Annotated in this window: 12 protein-coding genes; 9 read left to right on the top strand and 3 right to left on the bottom strand. The window is 38.5% G+C overall.

Translation table 11 applies throughout. The features are described 5' to 3' along the window. The first annotated feature begins 50 nt into the window (after positions 1–50). A complete protein-coding gene (locus tag ESV24_RS00120; protein ID WP_111813246.1) occupies positions 51–2,060 on the top strand; it encodes an ATP-binding protein in 2,010 nt (669 codons plus the stop codon). Then, positions 2,057–2,695, top strand: a complete 639-nt coding sequence (locus ESV24_RS00115; protein ID WP_111813245.1) for a response regulator — start codon at positions 2,057–2,059, stop codon at positions 2,693–2,695. Before ESV24_RS00120 ends, ESV24_RS00115 begins: the two co-directional genes overlap by 4 nt. A gap of 300 nt (positions 2,696–2,995) precedes the next feature. On the opposite strand, the gene odhB is transcribed toward ESV24_RS00115, so the two are convergent. Then, positions 2,996–4,273 (bottom strand): 2-oxoglutarate dehydrogenase complex dihydrolipoyllysine-residue succinyltransferase, encoded by a 1,278-nt coding sequence (gene odhB / locus ESV24_RS00110; RefSeq protein ID WP_111813244.1) that lies wholly within the window; start codon positions 4,271–4,273, stop codon positions 2,996–2,998. An 83-nt stretch (positions 4,274–4,356) separates the two neighbouring features. Then, positions 4,357–7,128 carry a 2-oxoglutarate dehydrogenase E1 component gene (locus ESV24_RS00105; protein ID WP_111813243.1) on the bottom strand — a complete coding sequence of 924 codons (2,772 nt, stop codon included), beginning with the start codon at positions 7,126–7,128 and terminating at the stop codon, positions 4,357–4,359. A gap of 113 nt (positions 7,129–7,241) precedes the next feature. Between ESV24_RS00105 and ESV24_RS00100 the strand changes: the two genes are divergently transcribed. Further along, a complete protein-coding gene (locus tag ESV24_RS00100; protein WP_235003955.1) occupies positions 7,242–7,772 on the top strand; it encodes an alpha-ketoglutarate decarboxylase in 531 nt (176 codons plus the stop codon). On the opposite strand, the gene ESV24_RS00095 is transcribed toward ESV24_RS00100, so the two are convergent. After that, a complete protein-coding gene (locus tag ESV24_RS00095) occupies positions 7,769–8,743 on the bottom strand; it encodes a polyprenyl synthetase family protein (RefSeq protein ID WP_111813242.1) in 975 nt (324 codons plus the stop codon). The genes ESV24_RS00100 and ESV24_RS00095 overlap by 4 nt on opposite strands. 157 nt (positions 8,744–8,900) lie before the next feature. Between ESV24_RS00095 and ESV24_RS00090 the strand changes: the two genes are divergently transcribed. From ESV24_RS00090 to aspS, 6 genes are all read left to right on the top strand, one after another. Then, the gene (locus tag ESV24_RS00090) at positions 8,901–9,512 is read left to right on the top strand and encodes a TetR/AcrR family transcriptional regulator (RefSeq protein ID WP_111813241.1); all 612 of its coding nucleotides are present in this window, start codon (positions 8,901–8,903) and stop codon (positions 9,510–9,512) included. Then, on the top strand, positions 9,505–10,884 hold the full coding sequence (locus ESV24_RS00085) for a TolC family protein (protein WP_111813240.1): 1,380 nt from the start codon (positions 9,505–9,507) through the stop codon (positions 10,882–10,884). The genes ESV24_RS00090 and ESV24_RS00085 overlap by 8 nt, the downstream gene beginning before the upstream one ends. A gap of 99 nt (positions 10,885–10,983) precedes the next feature. Beyond that, positions 10,984–11,271: a four helix bundle protein gene (locus ESV24_RS00080; protein ID WP_200829499.1), complete on the top strand. Its 288-nt coding sequence runs from the start codon at positions 10,984–10,986 to the stop codon at positions 11,269–11,271. Positions 11,272–11,512: 241 nt separating this feature from the next. Then, a complete protein-coding gene (locus ESV24_RS00075) occupies positions 11,513–12,682 on the top strand; it encodes an efflux RND transporter periplasmic adaptor subunit (protein WP_111813239.1) in 1,170 nt (389 codons plus the stop codon). 7 nt (positions 12,683–12,689) lie between these two features. Continuing rightward, complete coding sequence (locus ESV24_RS00070; RefSeq protein WP_111813238.1) at positions 12,690–16,184, top strand: efflux RND transporter permease subunit; 3,495 nt, start codon at positions 12,690–12,692, stop codon at positions 16,182–16,184. 511 nt (positions 16,185–16,695) lie between these two features. Continuing rightward, the gene (gene aspS, locus ESV24_RS00065) at positions 16,696–18,459 is read left to right on the top strand and encodes an aspartate--tRNA ligase (protein WP_111813237.1); all 1,764 of its coding nucleotides are present in this window, start codon (positions 16,696–16,698) and stop codon (positions 18,457–18,459) included. Positions 18,460–18,520: the final 61 nt, after the last annotated feature.

Raw genomic sequence — 18,520 nt, 5'->3', positions numbered from 1 at the left:
TTATCTCCAATAATTTAAGTACTTTTATCTTATTCTGAAAGAATTCATTTGTGCTTAAGAAAACTGTAACATTCCTCTTCATATTCGTTCTTTTATCCATTTCTGGGTATGGGCAGAATATATCACACTATGAAAAAATTGTAAATACAACTGACAGCAAAGCAAAAAAGCTAACGGCACTGGACAGCCTCTTGAAACGTACTTTTTCTACAGATACAGATGCCTTTATTAAATACAGTATTCAATATATAGCGCTGGCTCAAGACTTAGACAGTATTGAATCTGCCGCTAAAAAGGCGATGAATTTACAGTACCCACTTACCACTTATGCAAACGATCCATTAAACGCCATAACAATTATAAACAGTGTTCTGGCTCGTAAATATAAAATAGAGGATAGCCTTTTATTGGGCGGATTATACCTAAAACGCGGCAGTGCCAACACTAAAGTAGACCTTAAAAAAGCAATTGAGGACTATAATATGGCGCTTGAAAATTTTTCATCAAAAGACACACTTAATATTGCAGATGCTTATCTCTTTAGAGGGCAAGCACACTCTCAAATGGGTAAATTCGCACTTGCTGGCGAAGACTTAACACGAGCGTACACTATGTACGAAGATAAAAAAGAATATAGTTTTATGGTCTATGCCCAACAAGGCATTATAAGTATGTTCAGCATGAACGGTTTCTACGAAAAGGCAAAAGAGGAACGTGAAGTGTTAATCAATAAAATGAAAAGTTTAAAGCTGGATAAATTTTTATCAAACGAATATTACAATCAAGCCCTTGATTATAAAAAGATGGGCAACCGTGATTTAGAATACAATTTACTACTACTAGCCGAAAAGACTTTTGATCACACTATTGCAAATAAATCTACCTACATAGGCATCCACTCGCGGCTTATAGAATATTATTGCGAGCACAATCAGACCGCAGAGGCAAAAAAACATTTGGATCTTTTGGAAGCTTTAGACTATGACCTCTCTGGCAATCCAGCTGCACAGCTAAACTATTTAGGCGGAAAGGCAAAATATCTTCAGACAATCGGAAATTATGAAAAAGCTGTGGAACTTGCTCAAAAAAAACTGGATGTTGCCAAATCATTAGGGGTTGAAGATGAAATAATGGGCACTTATTATTTTTTGTCAGAATTGTATTTTGACGTGGGCGACTACAAAAAAAGTGTAGAAAACAGCAAAGCCTCCAGCGCGGTTAAGGACTCTATATACAACAGAAGTACCGCAAACGCTCTTGCATATTACCAAACACTTTACGAAACCGAAAAGAAGGGAAAAGAACTTGTAGAGAAAAATACGAGTATAAGTCTTTTGGAAAAGGACAACGAGATTTTCAAAAAAGCAATGCTTTTCGGTGGTATCGCAATTCTTTTGGGCTTCGGGCTCATTTTGCTTTACAGGAACCAAAGACACTTAAAAAGCAACAAAGTGCTTCAGGAAAAGTTCAGTCAGGAGCTGCTTATTTCACAAGAAAGTGAACGCCGAAGAATTTCCAAAGATCTCCACGATGGTATTGGCCAGCAATTATTGGTTATAAAAAATAAATTAATGAATAGTGGCGATGAAGACACCAAGCAGATGGTAGATCATACCATAGAAGAAGTGCGGACCATCTCGCGCGATCTGCACCCTTTCCAGCTTCAGGAGTTGGGAATTACGAAAGCTATTGAATACACAATAAACCTTATTGATGAAAATACAACGCTTTTCATTTCTGCGGAAATTGACAACATTGATAATATATTCTCAAAAGAAGACGAAGTAAATATTTACAGAATTATTCAAGAAAGCTTGAGCAATATACTTAAGCACGCAAATGCTGAAGCGGGAAAGGTTTCAATAAAAAAATTTACAAATAATATACTAATTTCAATACGTGATAACGGCGTGGGTTTTGATTTTTCAGAAAAATACCAAGATGTAAAATCCTTAGGCTTAAAGACACTTTTGGAGCGCACCAAATTTTTAAAAGGCCAAATGAAGGTTATCTCCAAAAAAGACAGCGGCACCGTGCTTGAATTTCAATTTCCATTATGAGCAAAACTACACCATCCATCATTATTGCTGACGACCACCCTCTTCTTTTGAAAGGATTGAGCGACTTTTTAATTGAAAAGGGCTACAACCTTTTGGGAAGCGGGAAAGACGGAAGAGAAGCTTACAATCTAATAACACAGAAGAAGCCGGACATTGCCATACTCGACATCCAAATGCCGTATATGTCTGGGTTGGAAATTGCACAACAGTGCAAAGGAACAGATATTGACACTAAAATTGTATTGATAACGCTGCACAAAGAAAAAGATCTATACCAAAAAGCGCAGGAACTAAACATATTTGGATACATTCTGAAAGAATTTGCGCTGGAAGAAATAGAAAACTGTATTAAAACGGTCAAAGAGGGAGTTCCATTTTTTAGTGATAAAATTAAAGAGCTTATTGGTGTTGTTTTGTTGGAGGACAGCGAACTTGCCTCACTCACCCCTTCCGAAAAGAAAATTTTAAAACTAATAGCCAAAGATAAAACCAATAAGGAAATAGCTTCCCAACTCTTCATTTCATACCGAACGGTAGAAAAACACCGAAGCAACATAATAACGAAACTCAACATTGAACCTAAAACAAACAGTCTGCTTATTTGGGCCAAAGAAAATCACGATAAGTTATTGTAAGCACAATTAAGAAACAAGTTTTGAAATTTACGTGTTAACACGTATTTCATTTCACGAGATAATATCAGATATTTACACTATGAAAGACTCAGTTTATGTAGAAGATAAGGAAAAAAGTTTTCGTACTACGGAGACTACTACTAATAAACCAATAGTGGTGGTACTAACAATTTCAGTAGTATTAATCCTTTTACTAAACTTGATCAAAACCATTATTTTTTACTAAGAAGATGTTTCCTAACTAACCAAAAAAATCCGGCTCTACAGGCCGGATTTTTTATTTCTCTTTATTTTTTTAAATTATAATTCCAAAGCATGTTTGACTTTGTTGTCCATTAAAAGTTCTTCGGGACTCTCTAATGCTTCTTTTATAGCTACCAAAAATCCTACAGACTCGCGGCCATCAATTATTCTATGGTCGTATGAAAGTGCAACGTACATTACTGGCGCTACTACAATCCCGCCATCGCGAACTATGGCGCGCTCTACTATATTGTGCATCCCCAAAATTGCAGATTGTGGTGGGTTAATGATTGGAGTGGAAAGCATACTTCCAAAAACACCTCCGTTAGAAATTGTAAAAGTACCGCCTGTCATTTCATCTACAGTAATCTGACCGTCGCGAGCTCTTATAGCAAGTCTTTTCACTTCATCTTCCACACCTCTAAAACTAAGGTTTTCAGCATTCCGTATTACTGGAACCATCAATCCTTTTGGTCCGGAAACTGCTATGGAAATATCTTTAAAATCATACGTTATCATATAATCCCCATCTATCATGGAGTTTACTTGTGGGAAAAGCTCCAATGCGCGTACTACAGCTAAAGTGAAGAAAGACATAAAGCCAAGCCCTACGCCGTGTTTTTCTTTGAACTGCTCTTTATATTGGTTTCTCAACTCAAAAATAGCAGTCATATCTACTTCGTTAAAAGTAGTAAGCATTGCGGTTTCATTTTTTGCGGAAACTAAACGTTCGGCAACCTTTCTGCGAAGCATAGAGAGTTTTTTGCGTTCACTGCCACGGCCACCACTTCCTGGAGTGCCCATAGATGGTGTTGCGTTTGAAGCATCATCTTTGGTGATTCTTCCATCGCGGCCACTGCCTTTTACATCTTTTGAAGAAACTCCTTTTTCATCAAGAATTTTCTTTGCCGCTGGCGAAGGAGAGCCTGTAGCGTATGTTTTTTTATCCTGCTCTTGGTTTGGAGTGGACGATTTTGAAGGAGTTTCCTTTTTCGCCTCTACCTTTTTTGAAGTATCTTCGTTTTTCTCTCTGGAAGTATCTTCAGCTTTCTCTTTCTTGCCTTCCTTCTCTGAAGACTCTTCTCCACCAGGTTTTTTGGCATCTGTGTCTATTAAGCAAATTACTTCACCAACACCTACTATATCTCCTTCTTCAGCTTTAAAAGTGATGATACCGCTTGCTTCCGCTGGTAGCTCTAGTGTTGCTTTGTCGCTATCTACTTCTGCGATTGCTTGATCTTTTTCCACATAATCACCATCTGCTACTAGCCAAGATGCTATTTCAACTTCGGTGATGGATTCTCCCGGAGACGGGACTTTCATTTCTAATGCCATACTTTTATTCTTTAATATAAACCTCGGTTTACAGTTCTTTAAATTTAATCTCTTTTTGTCTTTCTGTGAAATTTTCAGAAAAACTAATCCATATTTTTATCAAATACGTTTTCAATCACTTTAGAATGACGCGCTTTTGACCTTACGGAACTACCCGCTGCAGGCGCCGCATACATTTTTCGGCTACAAACTCTAAAGTTTCTGGCTTCTTCAAAATGCATTAAGATATGTGAATAAGCACCCATATTTTTAGGTTCTTCCTGCGCCCAAACCACATCATCTGCGTTTTTATACTTTTTTATGATTTTTTTCATTGCTTCAGTTGGCAACGGAAACAGTTGCTCTACACGCACCAATGAAACATCATCTCTTTTCAATTCTTCTCTTTTTTCAAGCAAATCGTAATAGAATTTACCTGTAACAAAAACCAGCGTTTTCACTTTTGCTACTTTTGCTTCTGCATCGTCAATCAGCATTTGAAAACTTCCCTTTGCGAATTCTTCTTTTGTTGAAACCACTTTTGGGTGGCGAAGCAAACTCTTTGGAGTAAATACAATTAGCGGTTTACGATAATTGACTTTCATCTGTCTTCTGAAAAGGTGAAAAAGATTCGCAGGGGTTGTTACGTCTGCCACAAACATATTGTCTGTTGCACAAAGTTGAAGGTAACGTTCCATTCTAGCGGAAGAATGCTCTGCGCCCTGACCTTCATAGCCGTGTGGTAAGAGCATTACCAAACCATTCTGCAGCTTCCATTTATCTTCAGCTGCAGAAATATATTGGTCTATCATTATTTGGGCTCCATTACTGAAATCGCCAAACTGTGCTTCCCAAAGCGTCAACGTATTGGGGCTTGCCATTGCATAACCATAGTCAAAACCAACCACACCATACTCTGAAAGCAACGAATTATAAATATAGAAATCACCTTGATCACCTTTCAAATTATTTAAAAGCACTACTTCTTCTTCGCTGTCCTCAACTGTGATCACTGCATGGCGATGCGAAAAAGTCCCTCTTTCAACATCCTGCCCGCTCATTCGCACATCGTGACCTTCTTTTAAAAGCGTTCCGTATGCAAGCAATTCGCCCATAGCCCAATCCAGCTTATTATCTTCATAATACATGGTGTGTCTTGCTTCAATAAGTTTGGCAATTTTCTTTAGGAATTTTTTATCCTCAGGCAATTTGGTGATTACTTCGGCAATTTCATCAAGTTTTTTTAAATCATAGGTTGTGTCAACAGCCTCCATCATTTTATCTTCTTCGGCATAATCATAACCTTCCCACTCATCCCGCATAAAAGGAGTGATTGTGGTTTTATCTTCTTTTCTGGAATCTTCAAGGTTTTCTTCTAGTTTATCCTTGAATTCCTGCTCTAGTTTATCAGTGTAGCCTTTATCAATAACACCTTCAGCAATAAGTTTGTCAGCATAAATATCCCGCGGATTTTCATGCCTCGCAATTGCTTTGTAAAGTTTTGGCTGTGTAAAACGAGGCTCGTCGCCTTCGTTATGTCCATATTTTCTGTAGCCTAACAAATCTATAAAAACGTCACGGGCAAATTCCATTCTGAAATCTAATGCAAAATTCATGGCGTGCACTACTGCTTCCACATCATCTGCGTTTACGTGAAGTATTGGTGAAAGCGTCACTTTACCAACATCGGTACAATAGATTGACGAGCGAGCGTCCAAATAATTAGTAGTAAAACCTATTTGGTTATTCACAACAATATGAATTGTCCCTTGGGTTTTATAACCATCCAATTGTGCCATCTGCACAATTTCATAAACAATTCCCTGCGCAGCTATTGCAGCGTCGCCGTGAACAATAATAGGTAAAACCTTGTTTGGATTGTCTTTGTGGTGGTCGTCCTGTTTTGCGCGGGCAATACCTTCAACCACCGCCCCAACAGTTTCCAAATGCGAAGGGTTTGGTGCAATGTTTAGATTGATTTCCTTACCAGATTCGGTTTTTCTTTTTGAAGTCCAACCTAAGTGATACTTTACATCGCCATCAAAAATATCCTGTGCATAATCTTTTCCGTCAAATTCACTAAAGATATCTTTTGCGCTTTTTCCGAAAATATTTGTTAACGTGCTCAAACGGCCGCGGTGGGCCATTCCCATCACAAAATCTTCTACTCCTTTTTCGGCAGCATTTTCGATTAATGTGTCCAAAGCAGGAATTAAACTCTCGCCACCTTCCAGTGAAAAACGCTTTTGACCAACGTATTTGGTATGAAGAAAACTCTCAAAAGACACGGCTTCATTGAGCTTTTTAAGAATATGCTTTTTGTGTTCTTTTGAAAAGCTTGGCTGATTGTCATTGATGTTCAGCTTCTGCTGAATCCATTTAATTTCGTCCGGTTTACGGATGTACATATATTCTATCCCAATGGAATCGCAATAAATGCTCTCAAGGTGTTTTATAATTTCTTCCAATGTAGTTTCACCAATTCCTATTATTTCACCAGCCTTAAATTTGGCCTTAAGATCGTGTTGTGAAAGACCAAAATTCTCTAAAGCCAAAGTTGGCGTGTACTTCCTGCGCTCGCGTACCGGATTGGTTTTCGTGAAAAGATGTCCACGGGTTCTGTAACCGTCAATAAGCTTCATTACCTGAAACTCTTTTATAACATCTTCGCAATCTGCACCATCGGCGTATTGTGGCGCTTCGGAAGGTTCACTCGAGCCAAAGAAGTCCTCTGCACTATTTTCTGAACCAAAATCAAAACCTTGGAAAAATGCTCTCCAACTAGGTTCAACACTGTCTGGGTATTGTAAATATTTTTCGTAAAGTTCCGCGATATAAGAAGGATGAACCGCGTTTAAGAAGGAAAATTTATCCATGGTAAATGTACAAATGGGTCTTTTTGATAAAACGGTACAAAAATACAATAATTACATTAACTAGCTGACTTGATTTTATATATTTATGGAATGAAATTCTTAAAGTATTCCCAATGATAATAGCTGGATATAGGTATTTTGGTAAAGTATTTGTTGGATTGTTCTCCTTGCTGTGCATCACAAAATCTCTAGCTCAAAATCAGCAATACAACTTTTGGCAACACGTACGATTTGGTGGCGGAATTGGCCTTAGTTTTGGTGACGGTTTTTTCAGCGGGACACTCGCACCCAGCGCCGTTTATCAATTCAACAAGCAATTTACGGCCGGTGTGGCGTTCAATGGAACCTATGCCAGCTTAAAAAACAATTACAATGCAACCATTTTGGGCGGCAGCATTCTTGCGCTCTACAACATAATTCCTGAAATTCAACTTTCTGCTGAATTTGAAGAACTGAACGTAAACAGAAATTATAAATATTACCTAGAAGAATTTGAGGAAAATTATTGGTATCCAGCGCTGTTTTTAGGTGCTGGTTTTCATACAAATAATGTAACTATCGGAATTCGTTATGATATTCTTTTTGACAATGAAAAAAGTATCTATACAAATGCGTTTGCGCCATTTGTACGAGTTTATTTTTAAACGTTTCGCTTCATTAATCCATTCCCGAAGTCTCGGAACATTTCCTTTTTTTCTTCGGAAATATTAATGCCTTCCAAGAGCGAAAAAGCATTCGCGTTGTATTTTCGAATCTCTTCCTGCGTTGCTTCGGCAGCACCAGAGGTTAAAAATATTTCCTTTACTGTTGAAATTTTATCTGTTGGATCTTTCGGGTTAATGCTGAAAAGATGCTCCAGTTCTTCCGCCTGCGCTGTAGATCCTTGCCCAACAGCCATCAAGTACAGAAATGTTTTTTTGTTCGAAATAATATCGCCACCCACCTGCTTTCCAAAGGTTTCCGGATTTCCGAAAACATCTAAATAATCGTCCTGCAACTGAAACGCGATGCCCAGATTTCTTCCAAATTGGTAAATTTTATCTTTGTCACTTTCAGAAGTTTCGGCTACAATGGCACCCATTTTCATAGCCGCTCCCAACAAAACTGCTGTTTTGTGGTCTATCATTTTTATGTATTCTAAAAGCGTTACATCGTCACGAATTTCAAAATCCATGTCGTGCTGTTGTCCTTCACAAACCTGCAAAGCGGTTTCGCTGAAAAGTTTCGCAAGCTCCTGAAACATCTGCGGCTCATAATTTTCAAAAAAACGATATGCCAAAATAAGCATCGCATCTCCAGAAAGAATGGCGGTATTCACATCCCATTTTTCGTGAACCGTTCTTTTGCCTCTTCGCAAAGGCGCATTATCCATAATATCATCGTGGACGAGAGAGAAATTATGAAAAAGTTCAACAGCCAAAGCTGCACTTATTGCTTTTCTAAAATCTGAACCAAAAAAATCGCAAACCATCAAGGTCAGCGCAGGTCTAATACGCTTTCCGCCCAAAGATAAAATGTATTTTATTGGATCATAAAGTTGGTGCGGTTCCTTTTGGGCAACCGCTTTTTCAAGATGCTCTTGAAGAACAACATCATATTTTTTTAAAATTTCCATCCGTCAAAAAAATTTCGGCTAAAGTAAAACAAGCTAAGCAAAAGCACACAATTTATATCGCAAAATAGTCGCCTTGTTAAGCTTGTGTTAAATAAAATAAAACTTTGGAAACTTTTTTTGTTTTAAAAGTTTCCACGTCATACATTTGTATTCTATTATGAAAGAAAAAATTGTTTTAAAGGCAACCGCGCTTTTCTTAAAACTTGGTTTTAAAAGCGTTACCATGGATGATATTGCCAATGAAATGGCCATTTCAAAAAAAACCATTTATACGCATTTCAAGAATAAAACAGCCTTGGTAAAGGAGTGTACCTGCAATTTAATGCACAGCATTACTATAGGCATCGATGAAATATGTGCCTTAAATCATAACCCCATCGAGGAACTTTTCGAAATAAAGAAATTCGTTATGGGTAAGATTGAAGATGATAATTCTTCGCCACAATATCAACTACAAAAATATTATCCTGAAATAAGTGAGGATCTTAAAGAAAGTCATTTCGAAAAAATGATGGAATGTACCCGCACCAATCTTCGCAGAGGTATTGAGCAGGGTCTTTACAGAAGCAATTTAGATATAGATTTTATAGCGAGGCTTTATTTTTTGGGTATTCATGGCACAAAAAACCAAAACCTTTTCCCCATAGAAAAATTTTCAACGAAATTCATCTCAGAGGAGTATCTTGAATATCATCTAAGAGGAATTGTAACACCTGAAGGTTTTATCACATTAAAAAAATTCATCAAAGAGCATCAAACCAATGACTAAAAAACTTTTAATTTTCAGTTTTGTAATGTCTGTAACCTTTTGTTTTTCTCAAGAGCAGAAAGGTTATAGTTTCAATTTGCAGGAGGCTGTAATTTTTGCTTTGGACAGCAATTATACCTCTATAAATGCAAGGCGAGACATTGCAAAAGCGATAAAGCAGAAATGGGAAACCACCGCAAGCGGTCTTCCTCAGATAGATGGTAATGTAAGTTACCAGAACAATCTAAAACAGCCCGTAACCTTAATACCGGCAGAATTTGGTGGTGGCGAGCCCGGTACTTTTACTCCAATAACTTTTGGAACTAAACAGAACGCAAATGCTGTGGCAACTTTGAACCAGCTCATTTTTGACGGCAGTTATCTTGTTGGTCTTAAGGCGGCAAGAGCATTTTTACGGTTTTCTGAAAATGCCAACGAAAAAACCCGCTTGGAAGTAAGAAAGGGCGTTATAAATGCTTATGGAAGTGTTTTACTTGCGCAGGAGTTGGTGGATATTTTTGAAAAAAATAAAGCCAATCTTGATAAAAATCTCTATGAAACCAGAAAAATATACGAAAATGGTTTGGCAGAAGAAGAAAGCGTAGAACAGCTAGAGATAACTCTTCTGGATGTTGTAACACAACTGAACAATGTTAAAAGAAGTCAGGCTATTGCCAAACAAATGTTCAATCTCGCGTTAGGTATAGATGTGGAAGCAACAGTAATATTGACAGACGATCTTGATGAGTTGGCAAATCAAAACATTAGCCTTTCACTTTTGAATTCTTCATTAAACTTAGAAGATAATGTGGATTATAAAATAGCCTACAATCTTGTTGAGCAGCGCTATTTTGAAAACCGATTGGAAAAAAGCAAATTTCTACCTAGCCTTTCAGCATTTGTTAATTATGGAACATCTGCAAACAGTGAAGATTTCACTTTTTTTAACGGTGATCAGAAATGGTATCAGTCTTCAGTTTTAGGTGTAAGTCTAAATGTGCCAATTTTCAGTAGTGGGATGCGTAGCGCAGCTTCACAAAGAACACGAATAGCTTTGGACCAAGCAAAAACAGATTTTGAACAGACTAAACAAGAAATAAAACTAGACTTAACAACGGCGCAGAGCAACTATCTATTCGCCATAGAGAATTATGAAAACTCGAAGAAAAACCTTGGGTTGTCAGAGCGTATTGAAAACAAGAACCAAATAAAATTCACAGAAGGATTGTCAACAAGTTTCGATTTGCGTCAAGCCCAAATACAACTATATACAGCACAACAACAATATTTTCAATCTATGCTGGAAGTGATAAACGAAAAAGCAAATCTTGAAACCGTTCTCAATATTCCGCAATTGCGAATTAACTCAGAAGAAATAAAAGGAAAATATTAAAAGTAGTTTAAGTGTTTATTAGTTTAAAAGTTTATAAGACTGAGCGAGGGACAAAACTCATAAACACAGAACAAGAATATTGAATCATTAAAAAAGACTATGAGAATATTTTCGTATGAAAAATTGAATGTTTGGCAGAAAGCCCGTGAGCTTTCCGTAAAAATTTACAAGAGCACCAAAGATTTTTCTTCGGAAGAAAAATTTGGTTTAACAAGCCAAATGAGGCGCGCTGCGGTTTCTATTTCTTCAAATATAGCAGAAGGAACAGGAAGACATTCTTTTAAAGATAAAGCGCGTTTTACTGAAATTGCTTACAGTTCAGCGCTAGAATTATTGAATCAACTAATTCTTTCAAAGGATTTGGAATTTCTTTCGTACGAAATCTAACTAGAAATACGTGAAAATATTTCAGAGATATTGGCGATGCTGGATGGTCTTTATAAAACACAAGTTAACAACAAACAAGTTTAAAAGTTTATGAGACGAATAAATACCTTCTCAAATACATCGAAAACACAAATTTTCATCGTAACAGCTTTTAAAATTTTAAACGTATAAACACATAAACTTTTACCAAAACAGCTTTTAAACTCTTAAACACATAAACTTTTAAACTTTTAGATCAAACATGAAAAAATCAATCCTACTCCTAATAACAATCATCACGCTAGTTTCCTGCGGTGGTGATACTAAATCGGTCGATGCCATAATGGATTCGGGTGATCTTGTTGCGGTAAAAGCAAAAAGAACGGAGCTTAATAAGCAACAACGCGAATTAAAAACCGATATCGATAGGCTCAATGAATATATTGATACCCACGAAAAAAAGGAACGCCCAGCTTTAATTACTGCTGAAGTGATAAAGGACTCAATCTTTAAACACTATGTAGAAGTACAGGGAAATGTGGAAACAGATCAAAACGTAGTTCTCAACGCAGAATTTTCAGGTGTGCTTACCACTGTATATGTAAAGGAGGGTCAAAATGTTTCTAAAGGCCAACGGCTTGCAAAAATAGACGACGGTGGGCTTTCAAGTCAGGTGGCACAACAGGAAGCGCAATTGGCTTTGGCTAAAACAACTTTTGAAAGACAAGAAAGACTTTGGGATCAGAAAATAGGTTCGGAAATACAATTTCTACAGGCCAAGACTAATTATGAAGCGGCTAAAAATATAACCAATCAGCTACGTTCCCAATTGGGCAAAACTATAATTACAGCGCCATTTAGCGGTGTGGTGGACGAAATTATTTCAGATCCCGGACAGGTAGTTGTTCCTGGTCAAACTCCAATTATTCGTTTGGTGAACTTGAGCAATATGTATGTTAAGGCTTCAATCCCCGAAACCTATCTTAGAAATATTAAAAAGGGAACTCAAGTAAAAGTGACTTTAGCATCAATCAATGAAGAATTTAAAGGCACCGTCCGCCAAGTAAGCAATTACATAAATCCAAACAACAGAAGTTTTGACATTCAGGTTGAAATTCCGAATACCGACGGCTTGGTGAAACCAAACCTCATCGCTACCGTAAAAGTGAACGACTACAGCGCAGAAAATGCCATTACCGTTCCCGAAAACATCTTGCAAGAAAATGCCGCAGGCGAAACAATTGCCTATCTATACAAACCAGTGAACGATTCTGTGGGAGTTGCAAAGCGTGTGCTTCTTGAAACTGGTCTTTCCTATGAAAACCACACAGAGGTAAAGTCTGGACTTAAAAAAGGCGACACTATTATTAAGGAAGGCGCCAAAACCCTTCGCGATGGTCAAAAAGTAACCATCAAAAAACTAAGAAACTAATTGCATTATGAGCAAGAATCCGTATAAAGAATTTAGTATTTCATCTTGGGCCATAGACAATAAGATGACGGTCTATGTGGTTATGGCTATCATTCTATTTTTGGGTGCTTTCGCATATTACAGTATGCCGCGCGAGGCTTTCCCAGAAATTATTGAGACCAAAATTTACGTAAGCTCCGTTAACCCAGGAAACTCTGCAGAAGACGTTGAAAAATTCATAACCGAGCCTTTAGAGGAAGAGTTTAAGGACGTTGGTGGCGTAAAGGAAATTACTTCAACCACCCTTCAAGATTACTCCATTATTATTGTTGAATTTGAGGAATCTGTGGATATCCCCGTGGCAAAGCAATTGGTAAAAGATAAGGTTGACCAAGTAAAAGCCGAAACCACTTGGCCCACGCTAACAAACGGCGGAAAGGTAGAACCAAGCGTTTTCGATTTGAATTTTTCAGAAGAAATGCCTATTCTAAACATCAATTTAACAGGAGATTATCCTGTGCAGCAATTGAAAGATTACGCAGAATATCTTCAAGATAAAATTGAATTGCTTCCACAGATAAAAGAAGCCACCATCCGTGGTGCTGAGGAAAAAGAAGTGGAAATAGCTGTAGATATCTACAAAATGACCGCATCGCAAGTAAGTTTTGATAATATAATCAATGCGATAAAAGGAGAGAACAGTACTATTTCCGGAGGAAACATTATTACTAACGGAGTACAGAAAAATATTCGTATCACTGGTGAAATTGAAAATCCCAAAGAGCTTGAAAATGTAGTAGTTAAAAAAGATGACGGTATTATTTTCTTAAAAGATATCGCCGACATAAAATTTAAAGAAAAAGACGCCACTACCTACGCCCGCGAATACGGCGAACCCGTAGTGATGCTAGATATAAAAAAACGCGCGGGAAAAAACATGATCGAAGCCGTAGAGCAGATCAAAAAAATTGTAGCCGAAGAACAGGAAAATTATTTGCCGCAAAGTCTTCAAATAACTTTAACAAACGACCAGTCCATCAAAACCGAAAATCAGGTAAATGATTTGGTAAACAACATCATTTTCGGGGTGCTTTTGGTTGTACTGGTGCTAATGTTCTTCTTAGGTTTTAGAAACGCGCTTTTTGTAGGTTTCGCCATTCCGCTTTCTATGCTTTTGTCGCTATTTATCCTTTCGGCATTTGGCTTTACGCTAAACACCATGGTACTTTTCGGACTCGTTATGGGTCTTGGGATGCTGGTGGATAATGGTATTGTGGTGGTTGAAAACGTATATACGTTAATGAGTGAAGGCATGCCGCCGCGAAAAGCCGCCAAACAAGGTATGGGTGAAATTGCTTGGCCTATTATCGCCTCCACTGCAACCACATTGGCAGCGTTTTTCCCACTTGGGCTGTGGCCGGGAACCATTGGTAAGTTTATGATCTATTTCCCCATCACGCTTTCGGTGGTACTTTCATCATCGCTATTCGTGGCATTGGTTATTAACTCCATGCTTACTTCAGAATTTATGAAGGTGGAAGAAGAACCAATGACAAAAAAGAAACTAATCCGTTGGAGTTTAATTTTACTCGGGGTTGGCGTTCTGCTTCTCGTTGCAGGTTTTGCTATGGATATTGCTGCTTTCCGAGGCTTCGGAAACTTGGCAATTCTCGCAGCTATTATGCTTTGGGTTTATAAATATTTCTTAGCTGGCGCTGTGGATTATTTTCAGTACAAATCCCTTAAAAAACTGGAGAATTTCTATGAAAAAATCCTGAAATATGCCTTGCGCGGAAGAAAAGCCTACGTGTTTTTCTTCGGAACAATTGCGCTGTTAATTTTCTCTTTCATTTTAGTGGGAGTTGTACAACCAAAAGTGCTCTTCTTCCCCGAAAATGAGCCGAATCAGATTATCACCTACATAGAATATCCACAGGGAACCGACATTGAAAAAACCAACGAGCTCACCAAACGAGTAGAAAAACGTGTTTTTGGAGCTATTGAAAAATACAACGACAACGGCTATAATTATATGGTAGAATCTGCCATTTCGCAAGTAGGTCAAGGTGCCGGAAACCCGCAGACAGACGGTGGCCAGAGTAATGAAATGCCACAAAAAGGTAAAATAACCCTTTCCATGCGCGACTATCAATTGCGTCGTGGCGTAAAAAGTAGTACCGTTTTAGAAGAAGTACGCGAGTCTGTAAAAGGTTTCCCCGGAGCTTCCATTATTGTTGAAAAAGATGCCGCCGGCCCGCCCGTGGGTTATCCTATCAACATTGAACTTAGTGGTGAAAACTACGAAGAAATGCTTCGCGAAGCTGAAAACCTACGTTCCTATATTGAAGGGCTGGGCATAAGCGGTATCGAAGAATTAAAGATAGACGTAAACAAAAGCAAACCCGAAATGGACGTAACCGTAGACCGCGAAAAAGCGGGTCAACTGGGCATTTCTACAAGCCAAATTGGATTAACTTTACGTCGCGCTATTTTTGGCGAAGAAGCTTCAACCTACAAAGATGGCGACGACGACTACGAAATAAATGTGCGCCTTTCAGACAAATCACGTTATGACGAAAGCGCGCTCTTCAACCAGCCAATTACTTTTAGAAACAATGAAGGAAAAATAGTGCAGGTGCCTATCTCGGCAATGGTTACAAAAAACAATACTGCTTCTTTCAGCGCCATAAAAAGGAAAGATTTAAAACGAACCATCACCGTTTATTCCAACGTTCTTGGAGGGTACAACGCTACCGAAATTGTAAACGACCTAAAAACGGAACTGCAGAGTTACGAACTTCCAAAATACGTAAACCTTGCCTTTACGGGCGAGCAGGAAGAACAGGCAGATAATATGGGCTTCCTGCTAATGGCGCTGTTTTACGCAATGGGCGGTATCTTGCTTATTCTTGTGGCACAGTTTAACTCCATAAGCAAACCAATTATAATTTTAACGGCCATCGTTCTCAGTTTGGCAGGGGTATTCCTCGGGCTGGTAGTGTTCCAAATGGACTTCGTGATTATTATGACAATGATGGGTATTATCTCGCTGGCTGGTATTGTGGTAAACAACGCCATTGTACTTATAGATTACACCCAAATTCTAATAGACCGAAAAATGCAGGATTTGCAAATGGATGAAGACCAAATGCTCACCAAACGCCAGTATTTTGATTTAATAGTTGCAGGCGGAAAGTCGCGTTTGCGTCCCGTATTGCTTACCGCAATAACCACCGTACTTGGGCTTATTCCACTGGCAATAGGGCTTAACATAGATTTCTTTGGTCTCTTTACAGATTACAGCCCCAACATATACATAGGTGGGGACAACGTTATTTTCTGGGGCCCGCTGGCGTGGACGGTAATCTTCGGTTTGATTTTCGCTACTTTCCTTACCTTGATTGTGGTTCCGGTAATGTTCTATTTAGTAAACCGCGCAAAGATTAGATTCAGAAAAAAGCGCAGGATGAAAGAGTTGAAAAAGTTGAAGGCAAAAGAACAATTGCGAGTTGATAATCAGTAGCCGCTTAGCATTTGAGTATGTCACACTAAGCTTGCCTGCACTGAGTGTAGCGGAAGTGTCGAAGTGCAGTTGAAAATATAATTTTTAGATTATAGAAACCCCTTAGGAATTTAATTTTCCGAGGGGTTTTTATTTTATAGGGAACGGACTTCGTTAAAAGGGAAAACTTTTTTTTATTTGCTACGATTTTTTGTTTAACTTAAAGAGGTTTACCAATTTATAATTTCTTCAATTATGAAAACAGTATTATATATACTCTTATTCAACATAAGCGCAATTTCGTTTGCACAAGACTTGACCTACAGATTTCAAAAAACCTTGTGGGTCTTTCTTTTAAAGCATTCGTGCATTCGCGGCGATAAATAATAATCCCTTCAAAACCACAACAATTCATTTAATACTTATTAAATTTGCCACCTCAATAAAATCAGGCTATTAATCAAAAGATTCCCGCCTTTTTTGAAATTCAAGTCTAACTAAAAAGAGATTCCCGCCTTCTCGGGAACATGTTATGTACAGAACGCACAACAACGGCCAGCTTCGCGCGGCAGATATCAATAAAGAAGTAACCCTTGCCGGATGGGTACAAAAAACCCGCGACAAAGGTTTTATGGTCTGGGTAGACCTTCGCGACCGCTACGGCATCACCCAACTTATTTTTGATGAGGAAAGAACTTCAAAAGAAGTAATTGAAAAAGCAACAAAACTGGGCCGCGAGTTCGTAATCCAAGTAAAAGGAACCGTTATTGAGCGCGAATCCAAAAACCCAAACATGCCAACCGGCGATGTAGAAATACTAGTTTCTGAACTAAACATTCTGAACGAATCCCTAACCCCACCTTTCACCATAGAAGACGAAACAGACGGTGGCGAAGATTTACGGATGAAATATCGTTATTTAGATATCCGCAGAAAACCCGTTCGCGAAAACCTCATTTTTCGTTCAAAAGTTGCCATGGCGGTTCGCAATTATCTTTCAAAAGAAGGATTTATTGAAGTGGAAACTCCATATTTAATAAAATCAACTCCTGAAGGCGCACGTGATTTTGTAGTGCCTTCCAGAATGAACGAAGGTCAGTTTTACGCCCTTCCGCAGAGTCCGCAGACTTTTAAGCAATTGCTAATGGTGGGCGGATTGGACAAATATTTTCAAATTGTAAAGTGTTTCCGCGATGAAGATTTGCGTGCAGACCGCCAGCCGGAATTCACACAGATAGACTGCGAAATGGCTTTCGTAGAGCAAGAAGATATCTTGAATGCTTTTGAAGGTTTAACCAAACATTTGCTGAAAGAAATAAACGGCGTAGAAATTTCCGAATTCCCAAGAATGACGTACGACGATGCAATGGCGAAGTACGGAAACGACAAACCCGACATCCGTTTCGGGATGGAGTTTTGCCCCCTAACCCCCCAAGGGGGAATTTTTGAACCCAAAGGATTTGGTGTTTTTGACACTGCTGAGTTGGTAGTTGCAATAAATGTTGAAGGTTGTGCAGAATATTCAAGGAAACAAATTGATGCATTAGTTGATTATGTAAAACGCCCACAAATTGGAGCCACCGGTTTGATTTGGGTTAAATATAATGCTGATGGCACTTTAAAATCGTCTATTGATAAATTTTTCGGTGAAGAAACTTTAAAAGAATGGGCTGAAAAATGCAACGCCAAAATAGGCGATCTAATGCTGATAATGGCAGGAGAAAAAAATAAAACTCGAACTCAACTTAGTGCATTACGTATGCACTTGGCAGAACAACTTGGTTTAAGAAAGAATGATGAATTCGCCCCACTTTGGGTTGTAGATTTCCCCCTTTTGGAATGGGATGAGGAAACAAACCGCTACCACGCTATGCACCATCCATTCACTTCCCCAAAACCCGGACAGCTTGAACTTTTGGATACCAATCCAGGTGAAGTAAAAGCAAACGCTTACGATTTGGTCTTAAACGGAAACGAGATTGGCGGTGGTTCGATACGGATTCACGATAAAAAAACACAAGCTTTAATGTTCGATTATTTAGGGTTTACTCCCGAAGAGGCGAAAGCACAATTCGGCTTTTTGATGGATGCCTTTCAATATGGCGCACCGCCCCACGGAGGGATTGCATTCGGCTTGGATAGACTTGTAGCCATTTTGGGCGGACAGGAAACCATCCGCGATTTTATTGCGTTCCCAAAAAATAATTCAGGTCGCGATGTAATGATTGATGCTCCAGCGCCGATTGACGAGAAGCAACTTGAAGAGCTTCATCTGAAGGTTGAGATAAAAAAATAACGCTATCCAAACCTAGCAAGTCTTTAAGACCTGCTAGGTTTTTCAATTAGACAATTCCCAA

This window comes from Aequorivita lipolytica (assembly GCF_007997135.1).
GTDB lineage: Bacteria > Bacteroidota > Bacteroidia > Flavobacteriales > Flavobacteriaceae > Aequorivita > Aequorivita lipolytica.
Note: the sequence above shows the minus strand (reverse complement) of the source record. Positions and strands in the feature narration are given on the sequence as shown.